At 44.2% G+C, this 25,699-nt stretch carries 23 protein-coding genes and 1 other annotated feature; of the genes, 2 read left to right on the top strand and 21 right to left on the bottom strand.

Annotated features, from left to right (window positions below; translation table 11 throughout):
* Positions 1-177: 177 nt before the first annotated feature.
* From A5886_RS02115 to A5886_RS02085, 7 genes are all read right to left on the bottom strand, one after another.
* Positions 178-2,064, bottom strand: a complete 1,887-nt coding sequence (locus A5886_RS02115) for an ABC transporter ATP-binding protein (RefSeq protein ID WP_086273415.1) — start codon at positions 2,062-2,064, stop codon at positions 178-180.
* Positions 2,061-3,788 carry an ABC transporter ATP-binding protein gene (locus A5886_RS02110; RefSeq protein ID WP_086273414.1) on the bottom strand — a complete coding sequence of 576 codons (1,728 nt, stop codon included), beginning with the start codon at positions 3,786-3,788 and terminating at the stop codon, positions 2,061-2,063. Before A5886_RS02110 ends, A5886_RS02115 begins: the two co-directional genes overlap by 4 nt.
* On the bottom strand, positions 3,781-4,461 hold the full coding sequence (locus A5886_RS02105) for a TetR/AcrR family transcriptional regulator (RefSeq protein WP_086273413.1): 681 nt from the start codon (positions 4,459-4,461) through the stop codon (positions 3,781-3,783). Before A5886_RS02105 ends, A5886_RS02110 begins: the two co-directional genes overlap by 8 nt.
* A gap of 271 nt (positions 4,462-4,732) precedes the next feature.
* On the bottom strand, positions 4,733-5,746 hold the full coding sequence (locus A5886_RS02100; RefSeq protein WP_179189953.1) for an LPXTG cell wall anchor domain-containing protein: 1,014 nt from the start codon (positions 5,744-5,746) through the stop codon (positions 4,733-4,735).
* A 123-nt stretch (positions 5,747-5,869) separates the two neighbouring features.
* A complete protein-coding gene (locus A5886_RS02095) occupies positions 5,870-7,837 on the bottom strand; it encodes a glucose PTS transporter subunit IIA (protein WP_086273411.1) in 1,968 nt (655 codons plus the stop codon).
* Complete coding sequence (gene murQ / locus A5886_RS02090; RefSeq protein ID WP_086273410.1) at positions 7,837-8,745, bottom strand: N-acetylmuramic acid 6-phosphate etherase; 909 nt, start codon at positions 8,743-8,745, stop codon at positions 7,837-7,839. Before murQ ends, A5886_RS02095 begins: the two co-directional genes overlap by 1 nt.
* Entirely contained in the window at positions 8,738-9,802 is a 1,065-nt protein-coding gene (locus A5886_RS02085) for a DUF871 domain-containing protein (RefSeq protein WP_086273409.1), read from the bottom strand. Before A5886_RS02085 ends, murQ begins: the two co-directional genes overlap by 8 nt.
* 250 nt (positions 9,803-10,052) lie before the next feature.
* Between A5886_RS02085 and def the strand changes: the two genes are divergently transcribed.
* Positions 10,053-10,616, top strand: coding sequence for a peptide deformylase (gene def, locus A5886_RS02080; RefSeq protein WP_086273408.1), 564 nt, complete (start codon positions 10,053-10,055; stop codon positions 10,614-10,616).
* A 70-nt stretch (positions 10,617-10,686) separates the two neighbouring features.
* Here the strand turns inward: def and A5886_RS02075 are convergent, their stop codons facing one another.
* From A5886_RS02075 to A5886_RS02025, 10 genes are all read right to left on the bottom strand, one after another.
* Positions 10,687-11,361 carry a uroporphyrinogen-III synthase gene (locus tag A5886_RS02075; RefSeq protein ID WP_086273407.1) on the bottom strand — a complete coding sequence of 225 codons (675 nt, stop codon included), beginning with the start codon at positions 11,359-11,361 and terminating at the stop codon, positions 10,687-10,689.
* Entirely contained in the window at positions 11,355-12,230 is an 876-nt protein-coding gene (gene hemC / locus A5886_RS02070) for a hydroxymethylbilane synthase (RefSeq protein ID WP_086273406.1), read from the bottom strand. The genes A5886_RS02075 and hemC overlap by 7 nt, the downstream gene beginning before the upstream one ends.
* Positions 12,231-12,239: 9 nt before the next feature.
* Positions 12,240-13,079 carry a formate/nitrite transporter family protein gene (locus tag A5886_RS02065; protein WP_086273405.1) on the bottom strand — a complete coding sequence of 280 codons (840 nt, stop codon included), beginning with the start codon at positions 13,077-13,079 and terminating at the stop codon, positions 12,240-12,242.
* Positions 13,055-14,026, bottom strand: coding sequence for a uroporphyrinogen-III C-methyltransferase (gene cobA / locus A5886_RS02060; RefSeq protein ID WP_086273404.1), 972 nt, complete (start codon positions 14,024-14,026; stop codon positions 13,055-13,057). Before cobA ends, A5886_RS02065 begins: the two co-directional genes overlap by 25 nt.
* Entirely contained in the window at positions 14,023-14,331 is a 309-nt protein-coding gene (locus A5886_RS02055; protein WP_086273403.1) for a nitrite reductase (NAD(P)H) small subunit, read from the bottom strand. The genes cobA and A5886_RS02055 overlap by 4 nt, the downstream gene beginning before the upstream one ends.
* A 2-nt stretch (positions 14,332-14,333) precedes the next feature.
* Positions 14,334-16,766 carry a nitrite reductase large subunit NirB gene (gene nirB, locus A5886_RS02050; RefSeq protein ID WP_086273402.1) on the bottom strand — a complete coding sequence of 811 codons (2,433 nt, stop codon included), beginning with the start codon at positions 16,764-16,766 and terminating at the stop codon, positions 14,334-14,336.
* 264 nt (positions 16,767-17,030) lie between these two features.
* On the bottom strand, positions 17,031-17,738 hold the full coding sequence (locus A5886_RS02040) for a sirohydrochlorin chelatase (RefSeq protein WP_179189951.1): 708 nt from the start codon (positions 17,736-17,738) through the stop codon (positions 17,031-17,033).
* A gap of 33 nt (positions 17,739-17,771) precedes the next feature.
* On the bottom strand, positions 17,772-18,404 hold the full coding sequence (locus tag A5886_RS02035; protein ID WP_086273399.1) for a response regulator: 633 nt from the start codon (positions 18,402-18,404) through the stop codon (positions 17,772-17,774).
* Positions 18,401-19,384, bottom strand: coding sequence for a sensor histidine kinase (locus tag A5886_RS02030; RefSeq protein WP_086273398.1), 984 nt, complete (start codon positions 19,382-19,384; stop codon positions 18,401-18,403). Before A5886_RS02030 ends, A5886_RS02035 begins: the two co-directional genes overlap by 4 nt.
* 8 nt (positions 19,385-19,392) lie before the next feature.
* Positions 19,393-19,818, bottom strand: coding sequence for a GAF domain-containing protein (locus A5886_RS02025; RefSeq protein ID WP_086273397.1), 426 nt, complete (start codon positions 19,816-19,818; stop codon positions 19,393-19,395).
* A gap of 100 nt (positions 19,819-19,918) precedes the next feature.
* Between A5886_RS02025 and A5886_RS02020 the strand changes: the two genes are divergently transcribed.
* Positions 19,919-21,409 carry an amino acid permease gene (locus A5886_RS02020; protein ID WP_086273396.1) on the top strand — a complete coding sequence of 497 codons (1,491 nt, stop codon included), beginning with the start codon at positions 19,919-19,921 and terminating at the stop codon, positions 21,407-21,409.
* 52 nt (positions 21,410-21,461) lie between these two features.
* Here the strand turns inward: A5886_RS02020 and A5886_RS02015 are convergent, their stop codons facing one another.
* From A5886_RS02015 to A5886_RS02000, 4 genes are read right to left on the bottom strand one after another with little or no spacing between them, the layout of a single operon-like run.
* Positions 21,462-22,673, bottom strand: a complete 1,212-nt coding sequence (locus A5886_RS02015) for a M20 family metallopeptidase (RefSeq protein WP_086273395.1) — start codon at positions 22,671-22,673, stop codon at positions 21,462-21,464.
* A 59-nt stretch (positions 22,674-22,732) separates the two neighbouring features.
* Positions 22,733-23,575: a MetQ/NlpA family ABC transporter substrate-binding protein gene (locus A5886_RS02010; protein WP_086273394.1), complete on the bottom strand. Its 843-nt coding sequence runs from the start codon at positions 23,573-23,575 to the stop codon at positions 22,733-22,735.
* A gap of 31 nt (positions 23,576-23,606) precedes the next feature.
* Positions 23,607-24,287, bottom strand: coding sequence for a methionine ABC transporter permease (locus A5886_RS02005; RefSeq protein WP_086273393.1), 681 nt, complete (start codon positions 24,285-24,287; stop codon positions 23,607-23,609).
* Positions 24,288-25,364 carry a methionine ABC transporter ATP-binding protein gene (locus A5886_RS02000; protein ID WP_086273392.1) on the bottom strand — a complete coding sequence of 359 codons (1,077 nt, stop codon included), beginning with the start codon at positions 25,362-25,364 and terminating at the stop codon, positions 24,288-24,290. It lies immediately after the preceding gene.
* A gap of 66 nt (positions 25,365-25,430) precedes the next feature.
* Positions 25,431-25,671, bottom strand: a binding site (T-box leader).
* Positions 25,672-25,699 lie beyond the last annotated feature (28 nt).

Here is a 25,699-nt window from a genome sequence, read left to right as displayed (position 1 = left end):
CCGATACTTATATACATTATACCACGAACACAAAAGTGTTCATAGATATTTGTGTTCCCTCATACAAAGGTACCTCTCATTTGAATCCTTCACCTGTTCTTCTCAACAAAAAACCAGTTAGACGAAAATCTAACTGGTTTTTGCACGAATGCTTTATTTTATTGTTTCTATAGACGCTTATGCAGCATCTTCTGAAAACTGACTATTGTACAAGTCGGCATAGAATCCGTTTTGCGCCATCAATGATTCGTGGTTCCCTGTTTCGACGATTGATCCGTGGTTCATCACGATGATATTGTCGGCATCGCGAATCGTTGACAGACGGTGTGCTACTACAAAGCTGGTCCGGTTTTCTAATAAGCGACCCATTGCTTTTTGGATCAAAATTTCTGTCCGGGTATCCACACTTGATGTTGCTTCATCTAAGATCAAGACATCTGGATCGGCCAAGAACGCCCGTGCGATGGTGATCAATTGACGTTGTCCTTGAGAAATATTGCTGGCTTCTTCATTCAAGACTGTATCATAGCCTTCAGGTAATTTACGAACAAAATCATCGACGTGGGCCGCTTTCGCAGCAGCAATCACTTGTTCTTTGGTTGCTTGTTCATTGCCATAATGAATATTGTCATAGATCGATCCTGTAAATAACCAGGTATCTTGCAAGACCATCGAGATATTGCTGCGCAATTCATCCCGTGTCAAATCGCGGGTATCTTTGCCGTCATAGCGAATGCTCCCGCCACTGACATCATAGAACCGTTCTAGCAAATTGATCAGTGTGGTTTTACCCGCACCAGTTGGGCCAACGATGGCGACCATTTCTCCTGCTTTGACATCTAAATTAAAGTCAGTCATCAACAATTTGTCTGGGCTGTAACCGAATTGTACGTGATCGAAACGGACTTTATATTCCGTATCTTCGACAGGCAATCCAGAAGCTTCATCAGTCATTTCTTCTTCATCTAACACTTCAAAAACCCGTTCTGCTGAGGCAACTGTTGATTGGATCGTATTCAACAAACTGGCAATTTGCGTGATTGGTTGCGAGAATTGATTGGTATATTGCAAGAATGCTTGCACATCACCTAAAGTCATGTTCCCGTTGGCGACCTTGATCCCACCTAAGACTGCGACAAAAACATAGCCTAAGTTTTTGATAAAGTTCATCAATGGCATAATGATCGCTGAGATAAATTGGGCTTTCCAACCTGCAGTATACAAACGATCGTTTTCTTCTTCAAAGACGACTTGGTCAGCGGCTTCATGATTGAAGGTTTTGACTACTGTATGACCACCATACGTTTCTTCTACTTGGTCATTCAGTAAACCCAAGCTCTTTTGTTGGGCAGCAAAGAATTTTTGTGATTTTGGTGCCACGATCATCACGACCACTAAGCTTAATGGGACCGTTGCTAGTGCCACCAAAGTCAATTGCCAACTGATCGTTAACATCATCCACAAGACACCAATGAAGGTGACGACACTTGTAATAAATTGAGTCAGATTTTGTTGCAATGTGCTGGCAATGTTATCCATATCGTTGATTGCCCGAGACATGATATCCCCATTGGAATGGGTATCGTAATAAGAGATTGGCAACCGATTCATCTTTTCATCTAAATCACGGCGCAATTCATAGACGGTGCGTTGGGAAACGCGGGTCATAATGAACTGTTGCATAAAGTTGAAGACTGCGGAGATCACGTACATACCGATAGCAATCAAAATGATTTGCCCGACTTTGTCAAAATCGATTGGAAATTCAGTGACTGTTTGACCGGCTTGCATTTGTTGCGCACCGATCGTCACGCCTTTAAAGATCTCAGTAGTGGCTTCCCCTAAGATTTTTGGCGTTTGGATTTGGAAAATGACTGCTGCGATGGCTAAGACAAAGACAGCGATGATGGCCATCGACCGTTTCGACATGTAGCCAAAGAGCCGTTTGACTGTGCCCCAAAAGTTTTTGGCTTTTGGTCCTTTGGCGCCTATATTTCGGCCAGGTCCGCCACCCATTGGTCCACCACGATGGCTTTGGTTTGTGTTGGTTTTCTTTTCACTCATGCAAGATCCTCCTCTCTCAATTGTGAAGAAACGATTTCTTGGTAGGTTTCGTTTTCTGCTAATAATGTGTCGTGGTTGCCTTTACCCACCAATTGTCCTTCATCAAGAACAAGGATCGTATCGGCATCCATTACTGTGCTGACGCGTTGTGCGACAACGACCATGATACTATCTTGCATGTCCCGTTTTAAAGCGGCCCGCAGATTGGCATCGGTTTTGAAGTCTAGCGCTGAGAAAGAATCATCAAAGACATAAACATCGGCTTGTTTGACCAATGCACGTGCGATGGCTAACCGTTGGCGTTGACCACCGGAGAAATTGCCCCCGCCTTGTTCCACACGGCTTTCAAGCCCGTCTTCAAGTTCTGATACAAAGTCTTTGGCTTGCGCGATTTCCAAAGCTTTCCAAATATCTTCCTCTGTTGCATCGGGCTTTCCGTACAACATGTTTTCCCGAATCGTACCAGAGAAAAGTACTGCTTTTTGCGGCACGAAGCCTACGACTTCTCTTAAATTGTGTTGGGTCACCGCAGCAATATTTGTGTCATTGATACGGATTGATCCGGTTTCGACATCAAACAATCGCGGCAATAGATTGACCAATGTGGTTTTCCCAGAGCCTGTCCCACCGATGATTGCGACGAAGTCTCCAGATTCCGCCTCAAAATCAATTGCTTCAAGGGCTGACTTTTCGGCACCTGGATAGCGGTAGCTGACTTGATCAAAGCGCAAAGTTGCTTGGTTGCCTTTCAATGTCAATCTTTCTGGTGATTGAGGATCCAAGACTTCATCTTCTTCATTTAATACTTCATTGATCCGATCAGCAGAAGCTTGTGCTCTTGGTACCATAACAAAAATCATGGATAACATCATGAAACTGATCAGAATTTGGGCTGCATACGTCATGAAGGCAATCAAATTCCCTACTTCTAAGGTCATTTCAGCGATATAGTGACCGCCAAACCATGTAATGGCAATATTGGTTCCACTCATGATCAATGTCATCAATGGCATCATCAGTGCCACGATCGTATTCACTTTGATCGCTGTTTGGGTGTAGTCTTTGTTGGCATCGTCAAAGCGCTTGGCTTCATATTTCGTTTTGTCAAAAGCCCGGATGACACGTACACCGGTTAATCCTTCACGGAAAACCAAGTTCAAACGGTCGGTTTTCTTTTGCATGCTTTTGAATAGCGGTACGGCAAAATACATAATGCCGCCGACAAGAACCAGCATGATCGGAATAACGACTAAGAAGATCCGTGTCAGTTGTGCATCTTTTTGATACGCCAAGAAGCTGGCACCGATCAATGTGATAGGCGCATTGATCATCATCCGCAAGAACATTTGTGTCACCATTTGAATTTGGTTCACGTCATTGGTGGTCCGCGTGATCAAAGATGCGGTACCGAATTTATCAAATGCACGAGCTGAGAAATTTTCTACTTTTTGGTAAATATCAGAACGTAATTTTTGTCCTAATTTTTGAGACTCGCGGGTAGCAAAATAGGTATTTGCTAATGCTGCCAAGATACTGATCATTGAAAAACCAATCATATAAAATCCCGTTTTCCATATATAATCAATATCACCGGTTGCGACCCCATTGTTGATAATGTTTGATGTCAGTGTTGGCAAATACAGATCTGCCACTACCTGGATCACCATAAACACGACAGCCATCACGATAGATATGGTTGATACGCGTTTGATCAATTTAGTCATGTGTTTCCCCTCTTTCTTTCCTTGCGCCTTCTCGTAACCAGCGAATTTTGCTATTGAAATCTGACATCGCCAATGATGGGTCATAGCTAGGATCAGCTTGCACCTGCCGATATGCTTCGGTAATCGTCGAAAATACCGTATGCATCAATAATTGGATCAGCAGTTTCAATTCATGATCATCAGCGACCTTCAACAAATCTTTGTCGATCTCCGCGAAAAATTCTGCTTCCTCTTTTTCCCGGGTCGCTTTTCGTTCTTCATGATGCGCTTGGTGCATTTTTTTATGTATTTCCGGCATAACTTTATGGAAGGACCGATAATCCATGCTCAAAAACAAGTTGCGATAAAAATTGGCATTTTTGCCTTTTAATACTTCCTCGATCATCCGAGAAAAATACCATTCAAACCCCGCAAACAAATCACCATTTTCATGCTGGATCGATCGAATCAGATCTCTTTGACTATCACTTTTCAACGTGTGAAAGTAATAATAGTACAAGTCTTCTTTATTTTCGAAATACTGGTAAAAACTGCCTCGAGGGATTTCTGCATCCTTGATGATCGTTGCAATCGACGCATCCTTAAGTGGCAAACGAGAAAATTCTTTCTTGGCTGCGTTCATAATACGTTTTTGCTTTTCAGCTGGTAAATGAAAAAATGTTTCTGTTGGCAATCAAATGATCTCCTTTCAATTTAGTTGAATAAATCACATCGTTCAAATATGACACATCGTCATATGACACTGTGTCATTATACACCCTCTGATTAAGAATGCAAGTATTTAAATTTGAATTTTTTATGAAGTTCATTTAGATAGATTCTTTATTAACGTGGGATAATTGAAATGAAAAAGCGGTTTATTTTCAAACAACCAAAAAAGACTGCCCAAGTATCCCTACTTTGGCAGCCAAAAAATGTAGATTTATTCTATTAATAAATAACAATTATTTCTTTTTTCTTCGCCAAAAAATAAGGAGAACCAAGAGAATCAAAACCACACCAGCAATTAGTAATAGTGGGCTTTTGGTTTCGTTGGTTTTTGGCAGACTGCTGTTATCTTGTGCTGTTGCTTCAGCAGTTGATGCAGTCGTTCCCTCGCTGCTTACAACGGTTTCCGCTGTTTCAGCGGCTTGTTGGCTGTCACTCGTCGTTTCTGTCGCCACTGTTGGCAAGTACAACGATTCGTTGATCGCATGGATGATCCAAGCGATTCTGCCCGGGAACAACGTCTCATCACTTGATTGCGCTTCAACTGCATCCAAGTTTGTCAAAATCGATGTCAGCCATTCCTCAGAAACGGTTTGATTGACTGTCAGAAAAATACCGGTAGCTGGGTACAAGGTATTCAAATAATCTTGTAATTGATCCATGTCTGGGATCATCGCAGAAAAGGTGGCATAACTGCTAGGATCAAAGGCCAGTTGCGCTTCGATCGCTGACCATGACAGTGTTTGGTCAATCCACAACGCCCGCACGATTTTCCCAAAAAAACCTAAATCGAAGCCCATCGCATCACTTGAATAGCGCAATGCAAGCTGATTGGCTTGTGCCAACTGCTCATCTGATAACTGATCCAACTCGGCTTGTGTCAATGCGGTGATACGACCATCGGCAATCCCCGTCTGCAGCGATTGGCGCATGTCGCTTGGTTGTTCTTGTGTAGAAAATGTTTGGCTATTGGTTTCCTCACCTGTATCTGATTGAATCGTTGCAATCACTGCAGCGGCATCAATCGTTTCTGTCGCTTCTGTCGCTTCTGTCGTTTCCCCTGTGCTGTTAGTTGTTGCCTCGTCACTGGATGTATTGGTTTGATTCGTTGGTTCTGAAACGGATTCACTGGTCATTTGTACACTTGAATCACTACTCTGTGCTATAGCGGCACTAGTAGACTCTTCTGCCAAAGTCGTCAACGGTGATAAGAAAAGGATACAGCAACTCAGCCAAAATACTTTTTTCATTCTTCTTCTCCTCCAACAAGATCCCATATTTGTAACAAAACTGTAACATAACTCAAAATATTCAGCAATCGATTTACTTAAAACTTAAAAAATACCCCGCCTTTTTTAAAAGACGGGGATTGCTTATTTTGCATGAAGAACGGCTTCACCAGCTGATGTTTCACCAATTTTCACTACTTCTACAGTTGATACTGCATCCATATTGGTGATCATCACCAACATTTCAGTTGCTTTTTGTTGTTGGACCAGCTGTGCAAGATCAACTTGTGCGACTTGTGTTGCTGCCGTCACTTCTTGGCCTGCTTCCACCAAGATCTCGAAAGGTGCCCCTTTCAATTCGACTGTATCGACACCCATGTGCAACAAGACATCTAATCCAGCAGCTGTCTGGAATCCGATTGCATGTTTCGTCGGAAAGACCGTGGTAACTGTTCCGGATACCGGTGCATAGATAGCACCATCTTCTGGCAAAACAAAGTAGCCGTCACCCATCATTTTTTGACGGAAGACTGGATCGCTTGATTCCGTCAGTGCTTTGGTTTCACCCTTGGCAACAGCATAAAAAGTCGTTGTTGTCGCTTGCGCAGGTGTAGCTGTTGTTTTTTCTGGAGTTGCTTGCGGTGCTGTTGTTGTAGACGTTGTATCCAAACTTTGTACAGCCGCTAAGCGGTCTTTAGGAATACCAAAGAAATACGTAGCGACAAAGCCGCCTGCATAACCTGCCAGCAAGCCAAAGATGTAGCCTAACCAACGACCGTTGGCAATCAATGGAATCAATGCCATCCCTGAAGGACCGATCGCTGTCGCACCAATCGTCGATAGTGCACCAATCACGGCACCACCAATCCCGCCGCCAATACAAGCTGTGATAAAGGGGCGGCCCAGCGGTAACGTCACACCATAGATCAACGGCTCGCCGATCCCTAAGATACCGACTGGCAAAGCACCTTTGATCATTTCCGTTAATTCTTTGTCTTTGCGTAGACGCACCCACAAAGCCAATGCCGCACCGACTTGACCTGCACCCGCCATTGCAAGGATCGGCAATAATTGGGTGCTGCCAGTTGCTTCAATCATTTGAATATGGATGGGCGTTAAGATTTGATGCAGACCAAACATCACCATTGGTAAGAAGGCTGCCCCTAGTACAAAACCTGAAAAGGCACCGCCTACATTTAGGACCCAATTGATTGATCCTACCAAACTATCAGAAATGACACCGGCCAATGGCATAATCAAGAATATCTCTGCTAAACCGATAATCAACAAACACAACGTTGGGGTCACAATAATATCGATTGCTTCTGGAATCACTTTGTGCAATACAGCCTCTAATTTTGCCAATAACCATACGGCGAAAATCACGCCTAAGATACCACCTTGGTTGACGAGGAGTGCTTCACCTGTGAACAAGTTTTGGATCGGTGCCTCTGGATTCATACCAGAGAGTAAGATGACAGAACCGATCACCCCACCCAATGTTGGATTGGCTTTGAAGACTTGTGCCGCATTGACCCCTGTAAAAATCGCAAGGTATGTAAACATTCCATTCTTCAAAACATTGAGGATCATGACATAATAATTCCACGTATCACCGTCTAATCTGCCGGCAGTGATCATGTTGGTCATCACAGAAGCGATGCCCGCTACCAATCCCGCACCGACAAAAGCTGGAATCATCGGTACAAAAATATTAGAAATATCTTTCAACAAAGATTTGATTGGTGATTGCTTTTGCTTTGCTTTTTGAGCAGCTTTCATTTCGGCTGTTTTTGCACTGAGGGCATCTTTGCCAGATTGATTTGTTTGTGGAATCTCTTGTCCTAAGTCGACGCCTGCTTGTGCCACCATGGCATTGGCGACTTTGTTTACTTTCCCTGGTCCAATGATGACTTGCAGCTGTTCGTCATTGACGACACCCATGACACCTGGAATGTCTTTCAGTCCTTGTTGGTCCACTTGGTCGTGATCACGGACCGTCATGCGGACGCGGGTCATACAATGATTGACCGTTTCCACGTTCTCCATTCCACCAGAGGCTGCAAAAATCTTCGCTGCCAGTTCCTCCACTGTTACTGTATCTTTTGCCATTACCCTTCTCCTCCAATCGCTGTTTTCACAAAATCATTGCCCACTGTCAATTTGGTTTGGGCGTCTTCCTTGCTGCTATTGGTCAACAACATAACAATCGCTAGTTTGACGTTTTGCTCCGCAGCGTCAAAATAAGCAGCCGCTGTGTCATAGTCCGCTTCCGTGGCTTGCATAATGATACGTTTGGCACGTTCAACCAATTTATCATTGGTGGCTTTGACATCGACCATTAAGTTATTATACACCTTGCCAATGCCAACCATTGAGATTGTTGAGATCATATTCAAAATCAACTTTTGCGCTGTCCCTGACTTCAATCGAGTCGAGCCTGTCAGAAATTCCGGTCCGCAATCGACTTCGATTGGCAGACTGGCATGATCCGAAATTTCTGCCTGTTTATTGCAAGCAATCGTGGCTGTGGTCGCCCCTACTTGATTGGCATAATCTAATGCCCCAATCACATAAGGTGTCCGTCCGCTGGCGGCGATACCAACCACCATATCTTTATCTGATAAAGCTAAATCGACCAAATCTTGTTTGCCGAGGGTCATTGAATCTTCGGCACCTTCTACTGCAACGGTCATGGCTTTTTCGCCCCCTGCAATCAAGCCGACCACTAGTTCAGGTGCTACACCAAAGGTCGGCACACATTCTGCCGCATCTAAAACACCCAAGCGCCCGCTGGTACCTGCGCCCAAATAAATCAAACGGCCGCCTTTCTTTAATGAAGCAATCGTCGCTTCAATGACTTTCTCGATACTTGGCAATTCTTGTTCCACCGCTTCAGCAACTTTTTGATCTTCACGGTTCATCTTTTGACAAGCTTCTGCGATCGTCATCTCATCTAAATTGGTGGTTTCTGTGTTTCTTCTTTCTGTGGTCAAGTTATCTAAATTGATTTTACTCATTGGAATCATCTCTTTCTATTTTGAATCGCATTCCTGCGTGTATGTGTTGAATCAAGGGCAAATCTGCCGCAATCACTTGTGCTGCTACATTGACGCGGGGATCGGCTGGCAGAGCGTTTTTGCAGACTTGAATTTCCCCCATATACCGTTCATAGGCTTGATTGTCGATGGTCACCGCTCCAATCGGTCGTGGCATACGTGCTTCTGGTTTCACAAAAGAAACATCGCCAAATCGGGCATCTGCACTGCGCAAGACATCTCTGGCTTCATCTTGTCGATTTTGATGAAGGCCAATCACTGTATCTAAATAGGCGGAACCGACAGCTTTGACTCGCAACGTGATGAGGTTTTGTTGCATATAATCATTGAACTGCTGGATACTTTGACGGGTCAATCCGCCATCGCCTATATAAATGGCATCCACTGTGCCAGTTTCTTGCAAGGCCAATGCCGCAGCAAAGGGTGTCATGCCACGATGATCCTCTAATGTGGGCAATCCCGCATACATTGGGCCACGCAGGCGATCATCTCCTGGCACAAAGGCTTGAACGTAGAAGCCTTGCTCTTTCAACCAACGATTTTTGGCTTGGAGCCATTCCTCCGCCAATCCCGTCTCTGGACGGGGATAATAATTGTGCCACGCCTCTAATTGCGTAAAGTCAGCACCATATGTCTGAAGTTCTTGGACATCTTTTTCTGTCAATGTGCTAGCGTTCAATGCAATACGCATTTGTTTGGAAAACTGGGCGATCTGTTGATTGTCGATGGCGTAATCCATCCGTAAACCTGTGACCCCAAGATCGATCAATTCCTCCAATCGGTCGATTGAAAACCCTGCTTCTGTCAACGCATTGCCAGAAATATCAACCATTAAAGACAGTTGATGTCTTTTGGCAAACGCACCAATCACCCCTAAACGCTCCCGATAACGTGTACTGTCATCCTCAGGAATATGCATTGAGGTAAACATGCCGTCGAATGAAACAGCCAATTCTTCCATCTGTGCTAAATCAGATGGTGTTACGTCTTGATTCATAAATACCGAAAAGCCAAACATCTCTTCTCCTCCTTGACCAACACCCGCAAGTGATACCGTTTTCTACAAATGCATTATAACTGACTGCGCTTTCTAATGCAACTATATTTCATAATTTAATTTTAAGCAAAGAAATATCATTTCATATAATAAGAAATCTTTACACAACGAAACATTCTTATGCCGATAGTTTAACAGATGTGGTACACTTTATAAGGAATGAATAGTTGATATTCGAATTTTTTACATAGTAGGAGGAGTCACATCATCAATGATTACAATGGATGATATTATTCGCGAAGGCAATCCAACTTTACGCGAAGTAGCCAAAGAAGTACCTTTTCCATTAAGTGACGAAGATATCGCATTAGGAAAAGACATGATGACATTTTTAGAAAACAGCCAAGATCCCATCAAAGCAGAAGAGCTTGAACTACGCGGTGGCGTTGGATTGGCTGCCCCGCAATTAGATATTTCAAAACGTATCACAGCCGTTTTGGTCCCTAGCAGTGATCCTGAGAACCCTGAACCGGAGTTCAAAGATGTGCTGTACAACCCCAAGATCTTGAGTCATTCCGTCCAAGAAGCTTGTTTAGGCGAAGGGGAAGGCTGTTTATCCGTTGACCGAGAAGTACCTGGTTATGTCGTTCGCCATGCGCGAATCACGATCAGCTACTATGATATCAACGGCAAGAAACAAAAAGTCCGTTTGAAGAATTATCCAGCGATCGTTATCCAGCACGAAATCGATCACTTAAATGGCGTGATGTTCTACGACCATATCAATGAAAAAAATCCTTTCTCATTAAAAGAAGGTATCTTAGTCATCGATTGATTTTCGCACACAAAAAAGCCGCACCCTGAATGGTGGCGGCTTTTTTGTGTATGCAGTCATTCCAGATCCATTAGCATTGATTCATGTATACACTCAGTAAGGTGGCTGTCAGTCCATAGCTTTCAATTTGTTGTTTTGTTGTTTCTCCTAAAGCAATCAACTCGAGGGAAACATCCAGAAAATCTTTATAGACCGCATAAAACCGATCCACGATTGAAGGACTGGTTAAATACACGCCATGCAGGGCATTCAACTGTAACAACTTTCGTAATTCCTTTGCATTGGCTTCATTTGGCTGATTGTGATATGTGACGCAGCTGATGACGTGATGCGTGGTCAGCTGCTTTTCTAGTAGATCATCCGCTAGCTGGCTTTTTGCATAAAAAATCCGCTGAGGACGCCGCTGAAGTTTGTGCCATTCCTCAATCATTGCTGCTTTTGTGGGCGCTTGACTGACAAAGGAGACCGACTTCCCCCATGCAGCGACCTCTGCAGCTGTCTTGGCGCCGATTACAGCTATTTTGGCTTTCGGAGGACTATAGGGCAGAATCTGGCTGACCGGAATTTGACTGGTAAAGAACAGCCAGTCCGCTGATCGAATGGCTGTTTGTGCTTGCTGAGTCAAAGGCAAACGTACAATCTCAGCTAACGGCAAGTGCCATGTTTCCAAATCCACTGTCGAGAACAATACTTGTTCCTCTTTATATGCCATTGGGCGAGTCGATAAAATGATTTTCTTTAACATAATATGTGATACGCTTGGTCTGCTAATGCTTGCGGGTCTTTGCCTATCAAGCAGACACTTTCCCCTTTACTAGTACGGTCCGCAGCAAGATAAGCAAAAAAAGCCCACCCTTCCTTTCTTGGTTGCGCAAATGCCCCCAAAGGAATATCGCAGTTGCCATTTAATTGGCGTAAAAACCTGCGTTCTGCTTCAGCTGCCTGTGCCGTTGTAGGATCAGTAATCCGTGCCAATCGTTGGATCAGTTCAGTATCAGCTTGACGACATTCAACAGCCAATATGCCTTGTCCAACAGCTGGTACGCACTCTGCGGGTTGTAATATCTTGTAGGCTGGCAATTGATCAAAATAAGCCATTCTTTCAAGGCCGGCACAGGCCAAAACAGTGCCACTCATTTGCTGGTCATGCATTTTTTGGATCCGCGTCTCAATCTTTCCTCGTATCGGTACAAAGTTTAGATGCGGGTATGCTTCCGCTAATTGTTTTTCTCTGCGGACACTGCTTGTACCGATCACTTGGCTGGTTGCCAACGTGCCATTGGCTTCTTGGAAGATAACACAATCATAAGGATTGGCTCTAGGTGGTGTGGCAGCCAATATCAGTCCTTCCGGCAAATTGGCCGGCATATCTTTTAAACTATGGACAGCAAAATCGATCATTCCTTGCAGCAATTGATTCTCCACTTCTTTGACAAAGACGCCTTTTCCGCCAATGGCAGCCAACGAGGCATTTTGCATGCGATCACCTTTGGTCGATATACCTACGATTTCTATCGTGATGTCAGGATCCTGCTGCGTTAACGCATCAATCACGATCTGTGTTTGTTTCATTGCCAATGGACTTGTCCGAGTCCCAACTCTAAATGTTTTCATGACTATCCCTCAATACAGCTTTTTTTCTACTATTATAGAGGATGGATCAGCTTTCTCCAACTTTTCTACTGTGGGCGCTGTTTCTTTCATGCCTACTTTGAATGCCAAATAATACATGCCTGCCAATAGCAACCCCCCGCCGACAAAGTTGCCGATCCAAACAAAAAACAAATTTTCAAGATATTGGGTCCATGTGACCCCGCCGGCTAAGATACCCGCCATCACCAGAAACATATTCGCCACCACGTGTTGATAGCCTGCGATCACAAACGCCGCGACCGGCAGCAAGGTGCCAACGATTTTTCCGATGAAATCTTTCGCAGCCATATTCATATACACACCGGTGCAAACCAAGACATTGCAGGCGATTCCCGATAAGAAAGCTTCCATAGGGGTATCAATGACTCTCCCTTGTGCCACCGCAATCGTTCTCGCAGCAAAATCCCCTTGCAAGGCATGTGAAAAGTATCCAAAAAAGACAGCAACACCGACAGCACCGACAAAATTGGCGATCGTAACGACAAGCATATTTCGACACCACTGCAGTTTGCTGATTTCTTTGGCATATAAAGCCATGGTGACAGACAGCATATTGCCTGTAACGAGTTCTCCTCCAACCAGCAACAAACAAATCAACCCAATTGGGAAAACCAGGGCACCGATAAAGTTGACAAAGGTCCCCCATTCTTTAGGCATCGTACCCATCGTTCGAATCATCGCTACGCCAGCTAATCCAATAAATATACCGGCCATATTACCTAATACCGACATCGTCAGCAAGCTGTATCCAGCTTTGACTTTGCCTCGGTTAATGGCTTCATCAACTAACTCTTTTGGGGATAATGACATTGTTTAAACTCCTCATATAATTTTTTTGTGTCTTCTTCTAGATAAACAGCTTGCCACGCGTCAATATCTGATAACACCCGTTGATCGATTGCTGCAAATCGCAGATCTTTCTCAGGTCCTAGCTGCAACCACCACACGTCGGCACCTGTATCGATCCACTTCGTGATAATCGACGTGTCTGCTTGCTGCGTAGAAACCAAGACGATTTTGCACCCACGATTGGGCAGCTGATCAAACCAGCTGTCTTCGCTGTCTTTTGCTGCCGCCCCTACGATAACTAAAGCCGGGTTTGCCAGTTGTTCATCAGTGATTGCTTTAGGCAGTGCTTGCAGCGTGGTCGTACACCTTCGCTGTTTGCCCCATGTCCCCCACTCAATTACCGCCACAGGCGTTTCTTGCGCGAGCCCTTGTGCCAGCAACTTATGACTGAGTCGGCTGATTTGTTCCATGCCCATGTATAAGCAGAGCGTTTGTTGTTGTGCCTTGACCTGAAACGGCAGGATCGTCCCTTCATTTGTTTGACCAGAGAGGAAAGTTACACTTCTAGCGACGCCCCGTTCCGTCAAACTAAAATCACTATACGCTGCAGCACCGCTGGCAGAGGTGATGCCAGGAATGATTTCATAAGCAAAGCCATGTTCCTTCACGGCAGCCAGTTCCTCCGTCAGACGACCAAAAATCAGCGGATCACCACCCTTTAGTCGAACGACTTTTTTGTGGGATTGCCCAGATGCCACAATACACTGGTTGATTTTCGTTTGCGAGATTGTTTTCTGATACGGTGTTTTGCCTACATAGATCAGTTGACATGTTGGTGAACAATGGAACAGCAATAACGGCTGGACCAACCGATCATAAATAACGACATCTGCCTGTATTAGCCTCTGATAGGCTTTCATGGTCAATAGACCTGGATCCCCAGGACCTGCTCCGACAAAAGAAATCATCCTTCGACCTCAATATAGACATCATCATCAATAATGGTCACAGGATATATCCGCATATGACCTTCATCAGGCGGTTGAATATCCCCTGTCAGTAATGAAATTTTGTACTCTCGCATGGGCTCATACAGAAAATGATCAGAAACGATTCCTTCCAAAACAGGTCCGCCAGTCAATGGACAATGATCTTCGATGGCTGCAATACTGCCATCACTCAATAGAAATAAAGCGATTTTGTCCTCCCCTAGGATGATAGAACGTCCCACCTGAGGCAACAACTTGCTCTTTTGCGATGCTTTAATCTGCATCTTTAGACACCTGCCTTTACAAATTCTGGACGATCGATCGTATACATTTTTTCTCGCAGATCTACATTTTCTGTCGTCTTGCGCCACGTATCTTGTCGCCCTTTTGCAGCAGCCGCTGCACGTAATGCCTCATTCAATGCCTGTCTCTTTTCAGGATCAAGCAGCACTTTTTTGACATGTTCAAATCCCAAACGTTCCACCCATGGTGCGGTACGTTCTCCATAAATCCCAGTTTCGCGATAATATTGGAGCAGAGCACCACAAATATCGATGACTTCTGCTTCCGTCTGTACCGTTGTCAAAAGTTGGGCAGCGACTAGTTCTGTCCCTCCGTTGCCACCAATCAACACTTGAAAGCCATTTTCTACACCAATGATCCCGAAATCTTTCACCGCTGATTCCACACAACTGCGGGGACAGCCAGATACACCGACTTTAAATTTATGCGGCGTATCGATGTACTCAAAGGTTTCTTCTAATTTCACGCCCAAGGCCATCGTATCTTGTGTACCAAAGCGGCAAAAACGCTTGCCTACACAAGTTTTAACTGATCGAAAGGCTTTGGCATAGGCCTGGGCCGCTTCCATATCCAGCTCTTCCCAAATCAGCGGCAGGTCTTGTTTTTTCACGCCATATAGACCGATACGCTGTGAGCCTGTGACCTTAACGAGGGGTACTTGATATTTCTCAGCCACTTGGGCAAGTTTGATTAATTGTTGAGGCGTTGTCTGTCCCCCGCGCATCCGTGGTATGACTGAAAAAGTGCCATCTTTTTGAATATTGGCATGCATCCGTTCATTGACGACTCGGGAAGCTTTTTCATCCGCATGCTCTGCTGGCCAAGCAACGTTCAAGTAAAAATTGACTGCTGGACGACACTTGCCGCAGCCTTCACTGTTTTGCCAACCTAATGTTTGGAATACTTCTTTGGTCGAGAGTAATTTTTTGGCATATATTTGGGTCATAATCTGATCGCGGGACAGTTCTGTACAACCACAAATGCCTGAAGCGGTGGTTACACCTTCTCCTAACTCTGCAGTCAAGAGTGTCTGGACTTGCGGCTTGCATTTCCCGCAAGAAGTCCCCGCTTTGGTGACTTTGCCGACTTCGGCAACACTCGTCAAGCCTTGCTCTCTAATGGCTCTTAATACATCACCTTTCGCAACACCATTACAACCGCAAACCGTTTCTTCATCATCCCATGATAGGACATCGTCACCCATTCCAGCTTGTTCACCTATGGCTTGCAAGACAGCAATTGATTGCAGATCGGTGATCGGCTGTCCTTTTTTCATCATATTATAATAGCGACTGCCATCTTCCGTATCGCCATAGAGTACGATACCGGTGATTTTCCCTTCCTTCAAGAAAATCTTCTTGTACTTCTTGGCTGCACTATCATAGGCTTCGATACTTTCAAGTCCTTCTGTATGCAAAACATCTCCAGCTGAATAGAGATCGGCACCTGAGACTTTCAGGGATGTAAAGGTACTCGAACCCGTATATGGCTTGATGTCTGCTTGTTCTGTCAATACATTTGCCAACACTTTCCCTTGCTCAAAAAGCGGTGCCACTAATCCATAACAAGTGCCATTGTGCTCCACACATTCCCCTACCGCATAGATATCAGGTAAGGACGTATGCATGAAATCGTCCACAACAATACCGCGGGCAACTGTCAAGCCGATTTCTCTTGCCAATTCGACAGCTGGTCGAATACCGATGGACATCACCACCAAATCGGTGGCAATTTCGGTGCCATCGGCAAAGCGAAGCCCTTCAACACGTGTGTCACCGATGACTTCTGATGTACTATGTTCCATCAAGAATCGCAGGCCTTGTTCTTCTAGTTCTGCCTGTAAAAGTTTGCCCGCTTTCTCATCCAGTTGCGTTTCCATCAGCCATTTCGCCAAATGGACCACAGTCACTTCCATGCCTTGTTCTTGCAGCCCTTTCGCTGCTTCTAATCCTAATAAGCCTCCGCCGATGACCACTGCGCGGCGATATTTCGCAGCCGCTGCCATCATCGCTGCTGTATCATCAATCGTACGAAACGCCACGACACCTGCTTTATCTGCACCAGGAATTGGTAAAATAAATGGATGCGATCCCGTCGCCAAAATCAATCGATCATAGTCGATCTGCCGCCCATGTTCTGTCGTTACTCGTTTCTGTTGGGGATCAATACCCACCGCTGGATCATGATTGATCAAGTCAATCTTCTGTTCTTGATACCACTCGTATGGGTTCGTGACCATTTCATCAACTGTCATTTTATTTTGCAGGACATTTGATAGCATAATGCGATTGTAATTTGGATAATTTTCTTTGCCGATCACTGTGATCGAATAGCGTTCTGAATCTCTGGCGATGATTTCTTCCACCGTACGAATCCCAGCCATACCATTGCCGATAACGACTAAACGTTCTTTCATATTGACGCCTCTTTTCGTTTGTTATACATTTCACAATATCCCTTTTGCTTTCTTTCTACTATTAGGGGATTCCCTACTTTAACAATAAAGGGGATAAAAAAGGACAAACTATGCTGCGCAAAAATTTGCGGCACCAAAAAAGCCCAACCTATTGGAAATCGTTCGGACTTTTCAGTGGCGCTATCGATTTGTATGAGCAAACATTATTTGACTGCTGTCTTTTTTCGTCTATTTATTGAGAAAACCAGTCACGACTGACTCAATCTAGCATACATGATATTCCATCAACCGAGCGACGATAGCTGCTTTCAAGGCAGCAGAATTTTCTAGCGTAGGTAAAAAGTGCAGCTCTGGATGATCTGGCAACAACGTCTCTTTGATTTTATTCACCAAAAACCCATCGGAAAGAAACAATGGTTGGATCGTCACTGGTCCAGCGATTGTTGCCATCGCCGATATATAATTTGGTTCGCCGTGCAAAGCGCCCCACGCTACATTGGCTCCCGTGTGTTGCTGCAGCTCGCGAACCATCGCCTCCATTTGTTCAGCGGGTTCCGGATAACGGGTCGTACCGTGTACAACAATCAACATCGAGCGCTTGTCCTGCTTTTCTTGGCGGATTGCATCGGTCAAAAAAGCAACTACTGCTGGGGTGGTACCTAGTGTTTCCGCTACTTCAACGGTGACAGCATCGGGATCCGCCAATTCTTTTTGCCACTCTTGGATTCTATTTGGCAAATCTTCCCTAAAGTGCATGGCTGGAAACAGTAAGACAGGTACAAAAAGCAACCTCCGCATGCCTTTTTGATAGAGTGTTGTCATGGCCTCTTCGACGGTCTCTATTTCTCCTTCAAGCATGCCGATGGCGGAAGGTTGCCGTAACTCATGTTGGATCTCATTGATCAAAGAAATATTGCGCGTTGAAAAATGGGTCTTTCGCCCATGTAAAACAAAAATAACTCCTTTTTCCATTATCATTCCTCCATTCTTTCGTTTTAATTGCAATCAAAAATCGATCAAATGATGCTTTAATGCGTAGCGCAGCAAACCTGCATAGCTTTCTAATTGAAGCTTTTTACGAATATTGGCTTTATGCACTTCCACTGTCTTTACAGAAATAAACAAGCGTTCCGCGATTTCTTTGTTGTTATACCCTAACGCGATCAGCGGTAGGATTTCCTTTTCCCGTTTTGAGAGGGTTTCATACAATGTATCTTCTTTCGACAGCGTGATCTGTGCTAAGTCTGTTTCCGTATATCCATAAAAGTAGCGCTGGCCTTGATACACGTGATGGATCGCATGCAGCAAAATCTCTTCATGGGCACTCTTTAACAAAAAACCATCTGCTTTGGCAATCAACGCTTCACGAACAAAGGATTCTCCATCATGCATCGTCAAGATGATAACTTTCACATGGGGATACGCTTCTTTGATACGTTTCGTGGTCAAAAACCCATTTTCTCCTGGAGGCATACTGACATCCATCAAAACCACATCTACCGGACATCTTTCTACTGCCATATACACTTCATGTCCATCAGCCGCATCACCGATGACTTGCATATCTTCTTGTGTATTGATAAAGAAAGCCAATGCATTGCGGATCAAAACATGATCATCTGCAATCAAAATATTCACCTTGACGCCTCCTTGCAAGGAATAACAATACGGATTTGAGTCCCTTTGTTTGGCTGACTGCGAATCGTCAAGGTCCCAGAAAACCCTAATACACGTTCTTTCATATGCAGCAAGCCGAAACCATCTTTTTCTTGATCGGTTAAGAAACCAACACCACGATCCATGATCAAGCATTGAATATACGCTGGACTGAAGTCGAGTTGGATGGTCACTTCATTTTCTCCTGAATATTTCATTGCATTGTTGATACCTTCTTGAATGATCCGAAAAAGACCGATGCGAATCGTTTCTGGCAGCACCCCTTCTTTGCCGATCACTTGGAGATGGACATCAAATCCAGTCATTTCCTGCATGCGGGTGCTGAGCTGTTTTACAGCTGAGACGATACCAAATTGATCCAGTGCAGGCGGCCGCATATCACTTGCTAAGGTTTTGATTTCTTGCAGGACTTCTGCAAAATGACCATCGATCGCCGCCAAACGCAACGGCACTTCATCTTTGGGCAGCCACTTGATCATGCGTGCTTCTAACATCAAACTATAGACACTTTGGGCAATGCCGTCATGGAGTTCTTGGGCAATTTTTTTACGTTCATTCTCTCTGGCATTCGTTAAATAATCCAGCATACTATGGCTGTTTTTTGGCTTATGGTCTTTTGTGTGCACTTGGATCATATAGTGTTGCTGTTCGAGATGGACTTGTCCCCAAAATTCTTTCTCCTTACCATCTTCAGTCAAAAGAATAAAAGGAAACCCATTAGGATCAACACATTCTTCAACAGGACAGTTGCAGCATGCGGACTTGGTAGCATGCAAGATGCATCCATCACCTAAAGCAATCGCCAAAAGTTTTGACAAAGACAATTGGTACCTTCGCTGAAAGATTTTAGCGGATGTTGTTTCAAAAACAACCCGCTGTTGCTGATCAATAATCCAGATGTGTTGTCCACTTTCTCCGCAGGTGGCGGTTACATTTTTCATGGCATCTCCTATTCTAGCAATTTGCTCAAATCAATGGCGGCTTGTGTCAGGCGGGTGCGATCGTCAAAAGCAAAAACTGAATCATCTCGATACCCGCAAGCAAGCACGGCGATCACTTCATGCTCTTGGAGGACAGGCACAGCCAAAACAGTCGTTAGTCTTTCTAAACGGGCAATCGGATAGTCAGCGAATATCTGCGGGTGTTCCAAAATTGCTTTCGCTTCTTGCATTCTCGCCGTTTTCCACACCAGACCAGCAATGCCATGTCCCACGTGTAACCGGATTTTTCGGTAGGCATCACTTTTGTTACCAGCTACATAGAGCCAGCGTATTTCTTTTGCATCGTAAGCGGCAGAGGTGTTCAACGCAATGCCTAAGAAATCATAGGGCCATCCTTGTTGCTTTTCTTCGATCCATCCTTGTATCTCATTCATCTCGACTACTCCAATTCCCTAATTTTCATTCTTTGTCTTGTAATTTGTTCATAATCTCACTAATATAATACCAGAAGATCAAAGGAGGTCTACCCTAACGATGACATCTATCAAAAAAACTTTATCTCTACCTATGTTGGTCCTGATCATCACGACAACGATTTATTCATTTTCAAGTATGTTGACTGCCTTTTTTATGATGGGCACCAAATCATTGCCTTGGTTTTTGATTAGTGCACTTTTCTATTTCATTCCCTATGCATTGATCGTCGCGCAATATTCTAAGAAATATGCCAATCAGTCCGGCACGATCTACGATTGGTTGAAGGATTCTTTGAGTCCTAGAGCTGCTTTCATTACAGCGTTCCTTTGGTATTGCAGCTATTTTACTTGGATGGTTAGTTTGTTCATGAAATTATTGATTCCTTTATCGATTCTGTTATTTGGCCAAGATTTGACTGCCTCAATCACTTGGTTTGGTTTATCAGAAGGGTTTTGGTTAGCCATTTTCTCCATTATAGGTGTTCTTTTGCTGACTTGGATCATTACCAGTGGATTCCAAACGATTCTCTCCTTTTTGAAAATCAGCAGTGTCACTATGATTGGTTTAATCATCTTATCAATTTGTGGCAATGTATTATTGATTTTGAAACAGCCTGCTCTTTTTTTATTTCATTTACGCCAAAGTGCAGGAGCACCAAGTTTTTTTGAAGGTACGACCGATCAATTTTGGACCCAACTGCCCTTTTTTATCTTTTCAATCACCGCATTTGGCGGGTTAGATACAGTAGCTAGTTTGGTGGATCGCACCAAAAACAGCCGCAAACAATTCCCCAAAGGGATTTTACTCAGTGGTGGATTGATTGTCGGACTTTACTTTCTTGGAATCGTGCTATGGAGTGGCGCCAACGATTTGCAATTCTTGCGAACCACAGACCAAATGCATTTGGGTAATTTGATGTATGGATTGATGGGTGCATTGGCGCAGCAACTCGGTACCGCATTTGACCTATCCCCTGCCTATCAGGAACTATTGGTGCAGATATTCTTACGCTACACTGCGTTTACCTTGTTAACTGCCTATATAGGTCTACTCTCAAGTATTACCTACGGTCCGCTAAAAAGTTTAATCAAAGGGACACCGCAAGGATTATGGTCGACTAAAATCCTCCAGTTGAATAAGCATCACATGCCAGTCTTCGCCATCTGGCTACAATCTACTGCAATCATGTGTTGTATTTTATTTCTTAGTTTCAATACACCTTTTGTCGGTGATCTTTTCAACCAATTGACTTATATGACCAACGTATCAAGAGCGATTCCCTATTTTATCGTGGCGATAAGTTTCCCGTTTTTCTTACAGAAACAAATCGTTGCCAAAGAAGATCTATTTCTGCGAAATAATCATGTAAACCGCCTACTGGCTTTTAGTGTTTGTCTATCGATTTTCATCGCGATTGGTTTCCAAATTTATGAACCATTCAAATTAGGCAACTATCTCAATACGTTGACCCTCGTTCTCGGACCTATTTTGTTTGGGCTCTTCGCAAAGTTTGTCTATCAACGCTTTGAACGTAAACAATCCATTTAAAAAAACTTCTCGATAATCAACGATATCGTTGATCTATCGAGAAGTTTTTTCGTTAATTCCCTTTTGCCAAACTTTCTTGATGGTCCGCTTTGATTTTGGCTAACAATTCTGGCTGTTGGAACAAATCCAACGCAGTCAATGCCAACAATTCGGCAGCAATGGCAATTGATTGCAAGCCTTTGTCACTTTTGGCTGCTGCTTTGAATTCTTCAGAATGGCCGGCGATATAGTCATCTGAAATAGATACTGTCGGTTGAATGGTCGGGATGACTTGGCTGACATTTCCTACATCCGAGGAACCTAAACTGGTTTTGGCTTCCGTGTCGATTTCAGCTTCTGGCACCCCTGCTTCTGCTGCATGGGCAAAGAAAATTTCATCGAAGCTTGGTGTCACGATCACATCATCAACCGAATTTTGGAACAAACCAAAATCATAGGTTGTACCTGTTGCTAACGCCGCACCTTTGACAATGTTTTCCACTTTTTCGTAGACTTCATTTAACGTGGCACGGTTGCTAGCCCGCAAGTAAAAGCGACCTGCTGCATATTCAGGCACTACATTAGCTGCCACACCGCCATCAGTGATCACACCATGGATATTGACATCTTTGGGCAGGTGCAGACGCAAGCCGTTGATACCATTAAAGACTTGGATCAGTGCCTCTAATGCATTGATGCCTTTTTCTGGTGCAGCGGCAGCATGGGAAGCCTTCCCGTAAAATTTGATATCGACAGGATCATTGGCCAATGAAGCCGTTGTTTTGCCGTAGCGGTGAGCCGGATGCACACAGAGGGCTGCATCGACATCTTCAAAGAAACCTTCTCTCACGAAGCTGCCTTTCGCAGATCCATTCTCCCCACCTTCTTCGCCTGGCGTACCATAGACACGAATCTCGCCGCCAATCTCATCGACAAAGGTCTGTAACGCACTAGCCGCCAGTACCGAATAGGTGCCAAACAAGTTATGTCCACAGGCATGGCCAATGCCAGGCAAGGCATCAAACTCTGCTAAAAAGGCAATGACAGGACCAGGTTTGCCGCTTTGATAACGGGCATCAAAACCAGTACGATGTCCTGCAACATCTTTTTTGACGGTAAAGCCTTCTTTTTCTAATTGTCCAATCAACACATTAGATGAATAAAACTCATAATTGCTGACTTCTGGATGCGCATGGATATCCAATGCCAAGGCTTGATATTCTGGCAATCGTTCTTGGATAAATCCTTTAATGGTTGATTGTTTGGTGGTTGTAGCAACTGTCATAATCAAATCTCTCCTTTATATGTTCGTCTTCCTTATCTATCATCTTAACGTCATTGGTTTTATTTTGCACCAAAGGTTTCCCAAGCTGGAACACTTGAGCCTTTCGATGTTTCTTCGATCACTTTTTTGGTTTCATCTGTTTGATAAGCTGCAACGACTTTTTGGTAAACTTCATTGTCTTCATCTTCTTTACGGGCTGCAATGATGTTTACATAAGGACGGGCAGTTTCATCCACAGGTTCTAAGAAAATTGCATCTTCTGTTGGGACAAAACCTGCATCAACAGCCATGCCGCTATTGATGACAGAAATATCGACATCTGATAATGCCCGGGCGGTTTGTGCTGCATCTAATTCAGAAATATCTAGATTCAAGCTGTTTTCAGTAATATCTGCGACGGTCGGTGTTTGGCCAGCTGCTTCGTCCACTTTGATCAAACCAGCAGTTTGCAGCAGCAATAACGCACGGCCGCCATTTGTGACATCATTCGGAATCGCTACTTTTGCCCCTTCAGCCAAATCTTTCACATCGGTGATTGTATCGGAATAGATCCCTAACGGTGCATTGACGGTATTTCCGATCGACACCAAATCAGTCCCAAATTCTTCATTGTAGTTGTCTAAGAAAAATTGATGTTGGAATGCGTTGATGTCGATCGACCCATCCGCTAACGCTTGGTTCGGTTGATTGTAATCTGAAAACTGAACGTATTCTAGATTGATGCCTTCCTCTTTTAAGCGCTCTTTGACGCTATCCCAGACATCGGTATCGGCACCAATCAAGCCTAATTTCACGGTAACTTCTTCTTGTGAACTATCTGTTGACGCGCTGCTGCTGTTGCCACACCCGCTGAATAATAATAATGCTGCCCCTAATACCACTGATTGAATCAATTTTTTCATTTTTTCTTCCTCCATTGTTCCATTTGTTTTTTTAGTGTGAAACGCGTTTAACAAGTATGTTGCTGATAAATTGACTGACAAAAACCAGGACCAAAATGATCAATGTCGCCATAATCGTGACATCACTTTGGAATCGATTGTAGCCACGGGTGATGGCTAGATTCCCTAGACCGCCGGCACCGACAGCGCCAGCCATTGCAGTCAAACCGATGACATTGATGATCGTTAATGCAGAAACGCGGATGATCCCCGCCAATCCCTCCGGCAAGTAGACCCTGAAAATAATGCCGACCGGGCTTGTTCCCATCGCTTCAGCAGCTTCAACAACACCTGGATCTACTTCTAATAAAGCAATCTCGATTTGTCGTGCAAAGAAAGGGATGATTCCGGCTATCAATGGAACCAACGCGGCTGTCTCCCCAATCGTGGTACCGACGATCAGCCGAGTGAATGTCCCTAACAAAGCAAGCAAAATGATAAAAGGGATAGAACGAACAATATTGATGACCTTATCCAACAGTTCGAACAAACCCCGGCTCTCCAAGATCCCCCCTGGTCTGGTGACCACTAAGACGATACCTAATAAAATTCCTAAAATACCAGCTATCAGTGCCGTCCAAAAGGTCATGTACAACGTTTGGATCGTCGCTGTGACAAATTCATCTGATATCGCAACAACGTTAGGAAAATAACGTTCAAATAATGCCCCCATTTAAAACCCTCCTTCAATCACATTGTTCAATGGCTCTGCATGATTTTCTTTGATAATGTTTGTGTAGACGCCTTGTTCTTTCAAATAGGCAAGGGCCCGTTTTCGCTGCTGGTACTCGCCAGACAAACTAACGATCAAACTGCCGATGGGCACTTCTTGCAAAATCTCAACATTGCCATACAAAATATTGGTGGTGACTTTATAACGGCTGTATAACTGAGCAATGATTGGTTCGTTGGTTTGATCCCCCACATAGGAAAGTTCCACGAGCCATTCATTCGGTGCCAATGCAGAGAATTTGGTACTGCCTAAGATGGTTTCCAATGCTTGATCAATATGGGTCGCCGTCCGAATGAAATCTTTGGTCAATGGTTTTTCTGGTTTACTGAAAATCTGTACACTCGATCCTTGCTCGATCACTTCACCATCTTCCATGACTGCCACTTTGTTGCAGATTTCTTTGACCACTTGCATTTCGTGGGTAATGATCACGATCGTCAGGCCTAGTTGACGATTTAGTTTTTTGAGTAAGGCCAAAATCTGCAATGTAGTTTTTGGATCTAATGCACTGGTGGCTTCATCACAGAGCAGAATTTGCGGATCGTTGGCTAAGGCTCTCGCAATGGCGACCCGCTGTTTTTGCCCCCCAGACAATTGACTGGGAAACGCTTGGGCTTTTTCTTCCAATCCAACAAGTGCCAATAACTCAGTCACTTTTTGACGACGTTCCTGTTTGGATCTACCTGCATATTTCAGCGAGAAATCCACGTTGTCAAACACATTGCGACTGTCCATCAAGTTGAAGTGCTGAAAGATCATCCCGATCGTTTTCCTTTTTTCACGTAAAGCTTTGGCTGACAATGTCGTCAGGTCTGTACCGTCGACAATCACCTGTCCTTGCGTCGGCCGTTGTAAGAGGTTGATCACGCGAACCAATGTACTTTTCCCAGCCCCTGAATAACCGACGATGCCATAGACATCTCCTTTATCTACTTCTAGCGACACGTCTTTGACTGCTTGGATCGCAGGTTTTTTGGCTTGATTGAATGTGACTGATATATCCTTTAACGTAATCATCTGTTTCCTCCTTCTATTTTCCCGGTTATGCAAAAAGCATCCTCAAGCAAACCATTGATTGATTTGCTTGAGGACGCTTTTTGCGTGTTACCACCTCTGTTCAAACCTTGCTCACGCAAGATTCCTCTTCAAGTACATTCATACTCTAGCGAGGTAACGGTCGCTGCCGTCGCCGCCTTGCAGGTATCTGCTCGGGACGAATCACTCCTTGGCCATTTTCTATCCGTGTTTTTTTGCTTCTTTTCAGCTGCCGAAGCTCTCTGTCAAAAAAAACTGACGCATATACTTACCAATTCACTGTGCTTTTTGTTATTGATTTACTGATACTTTTTTGT

Origin of the sequence: Candidatus Enterococcus testudinis (genome assembly GCF_002140915.1) — a bacterium.
Lineage (GTDB): Bacteria > Bacillota > Bacilli > Lactobacillales > Enterococcaceae > Enterococcus_D > Enterococcus_D testudinis.
Note: the sequence above shows the minus strand (reverse complement) of the source record. Positions and strands in the feature narration are given on the sequence as shown.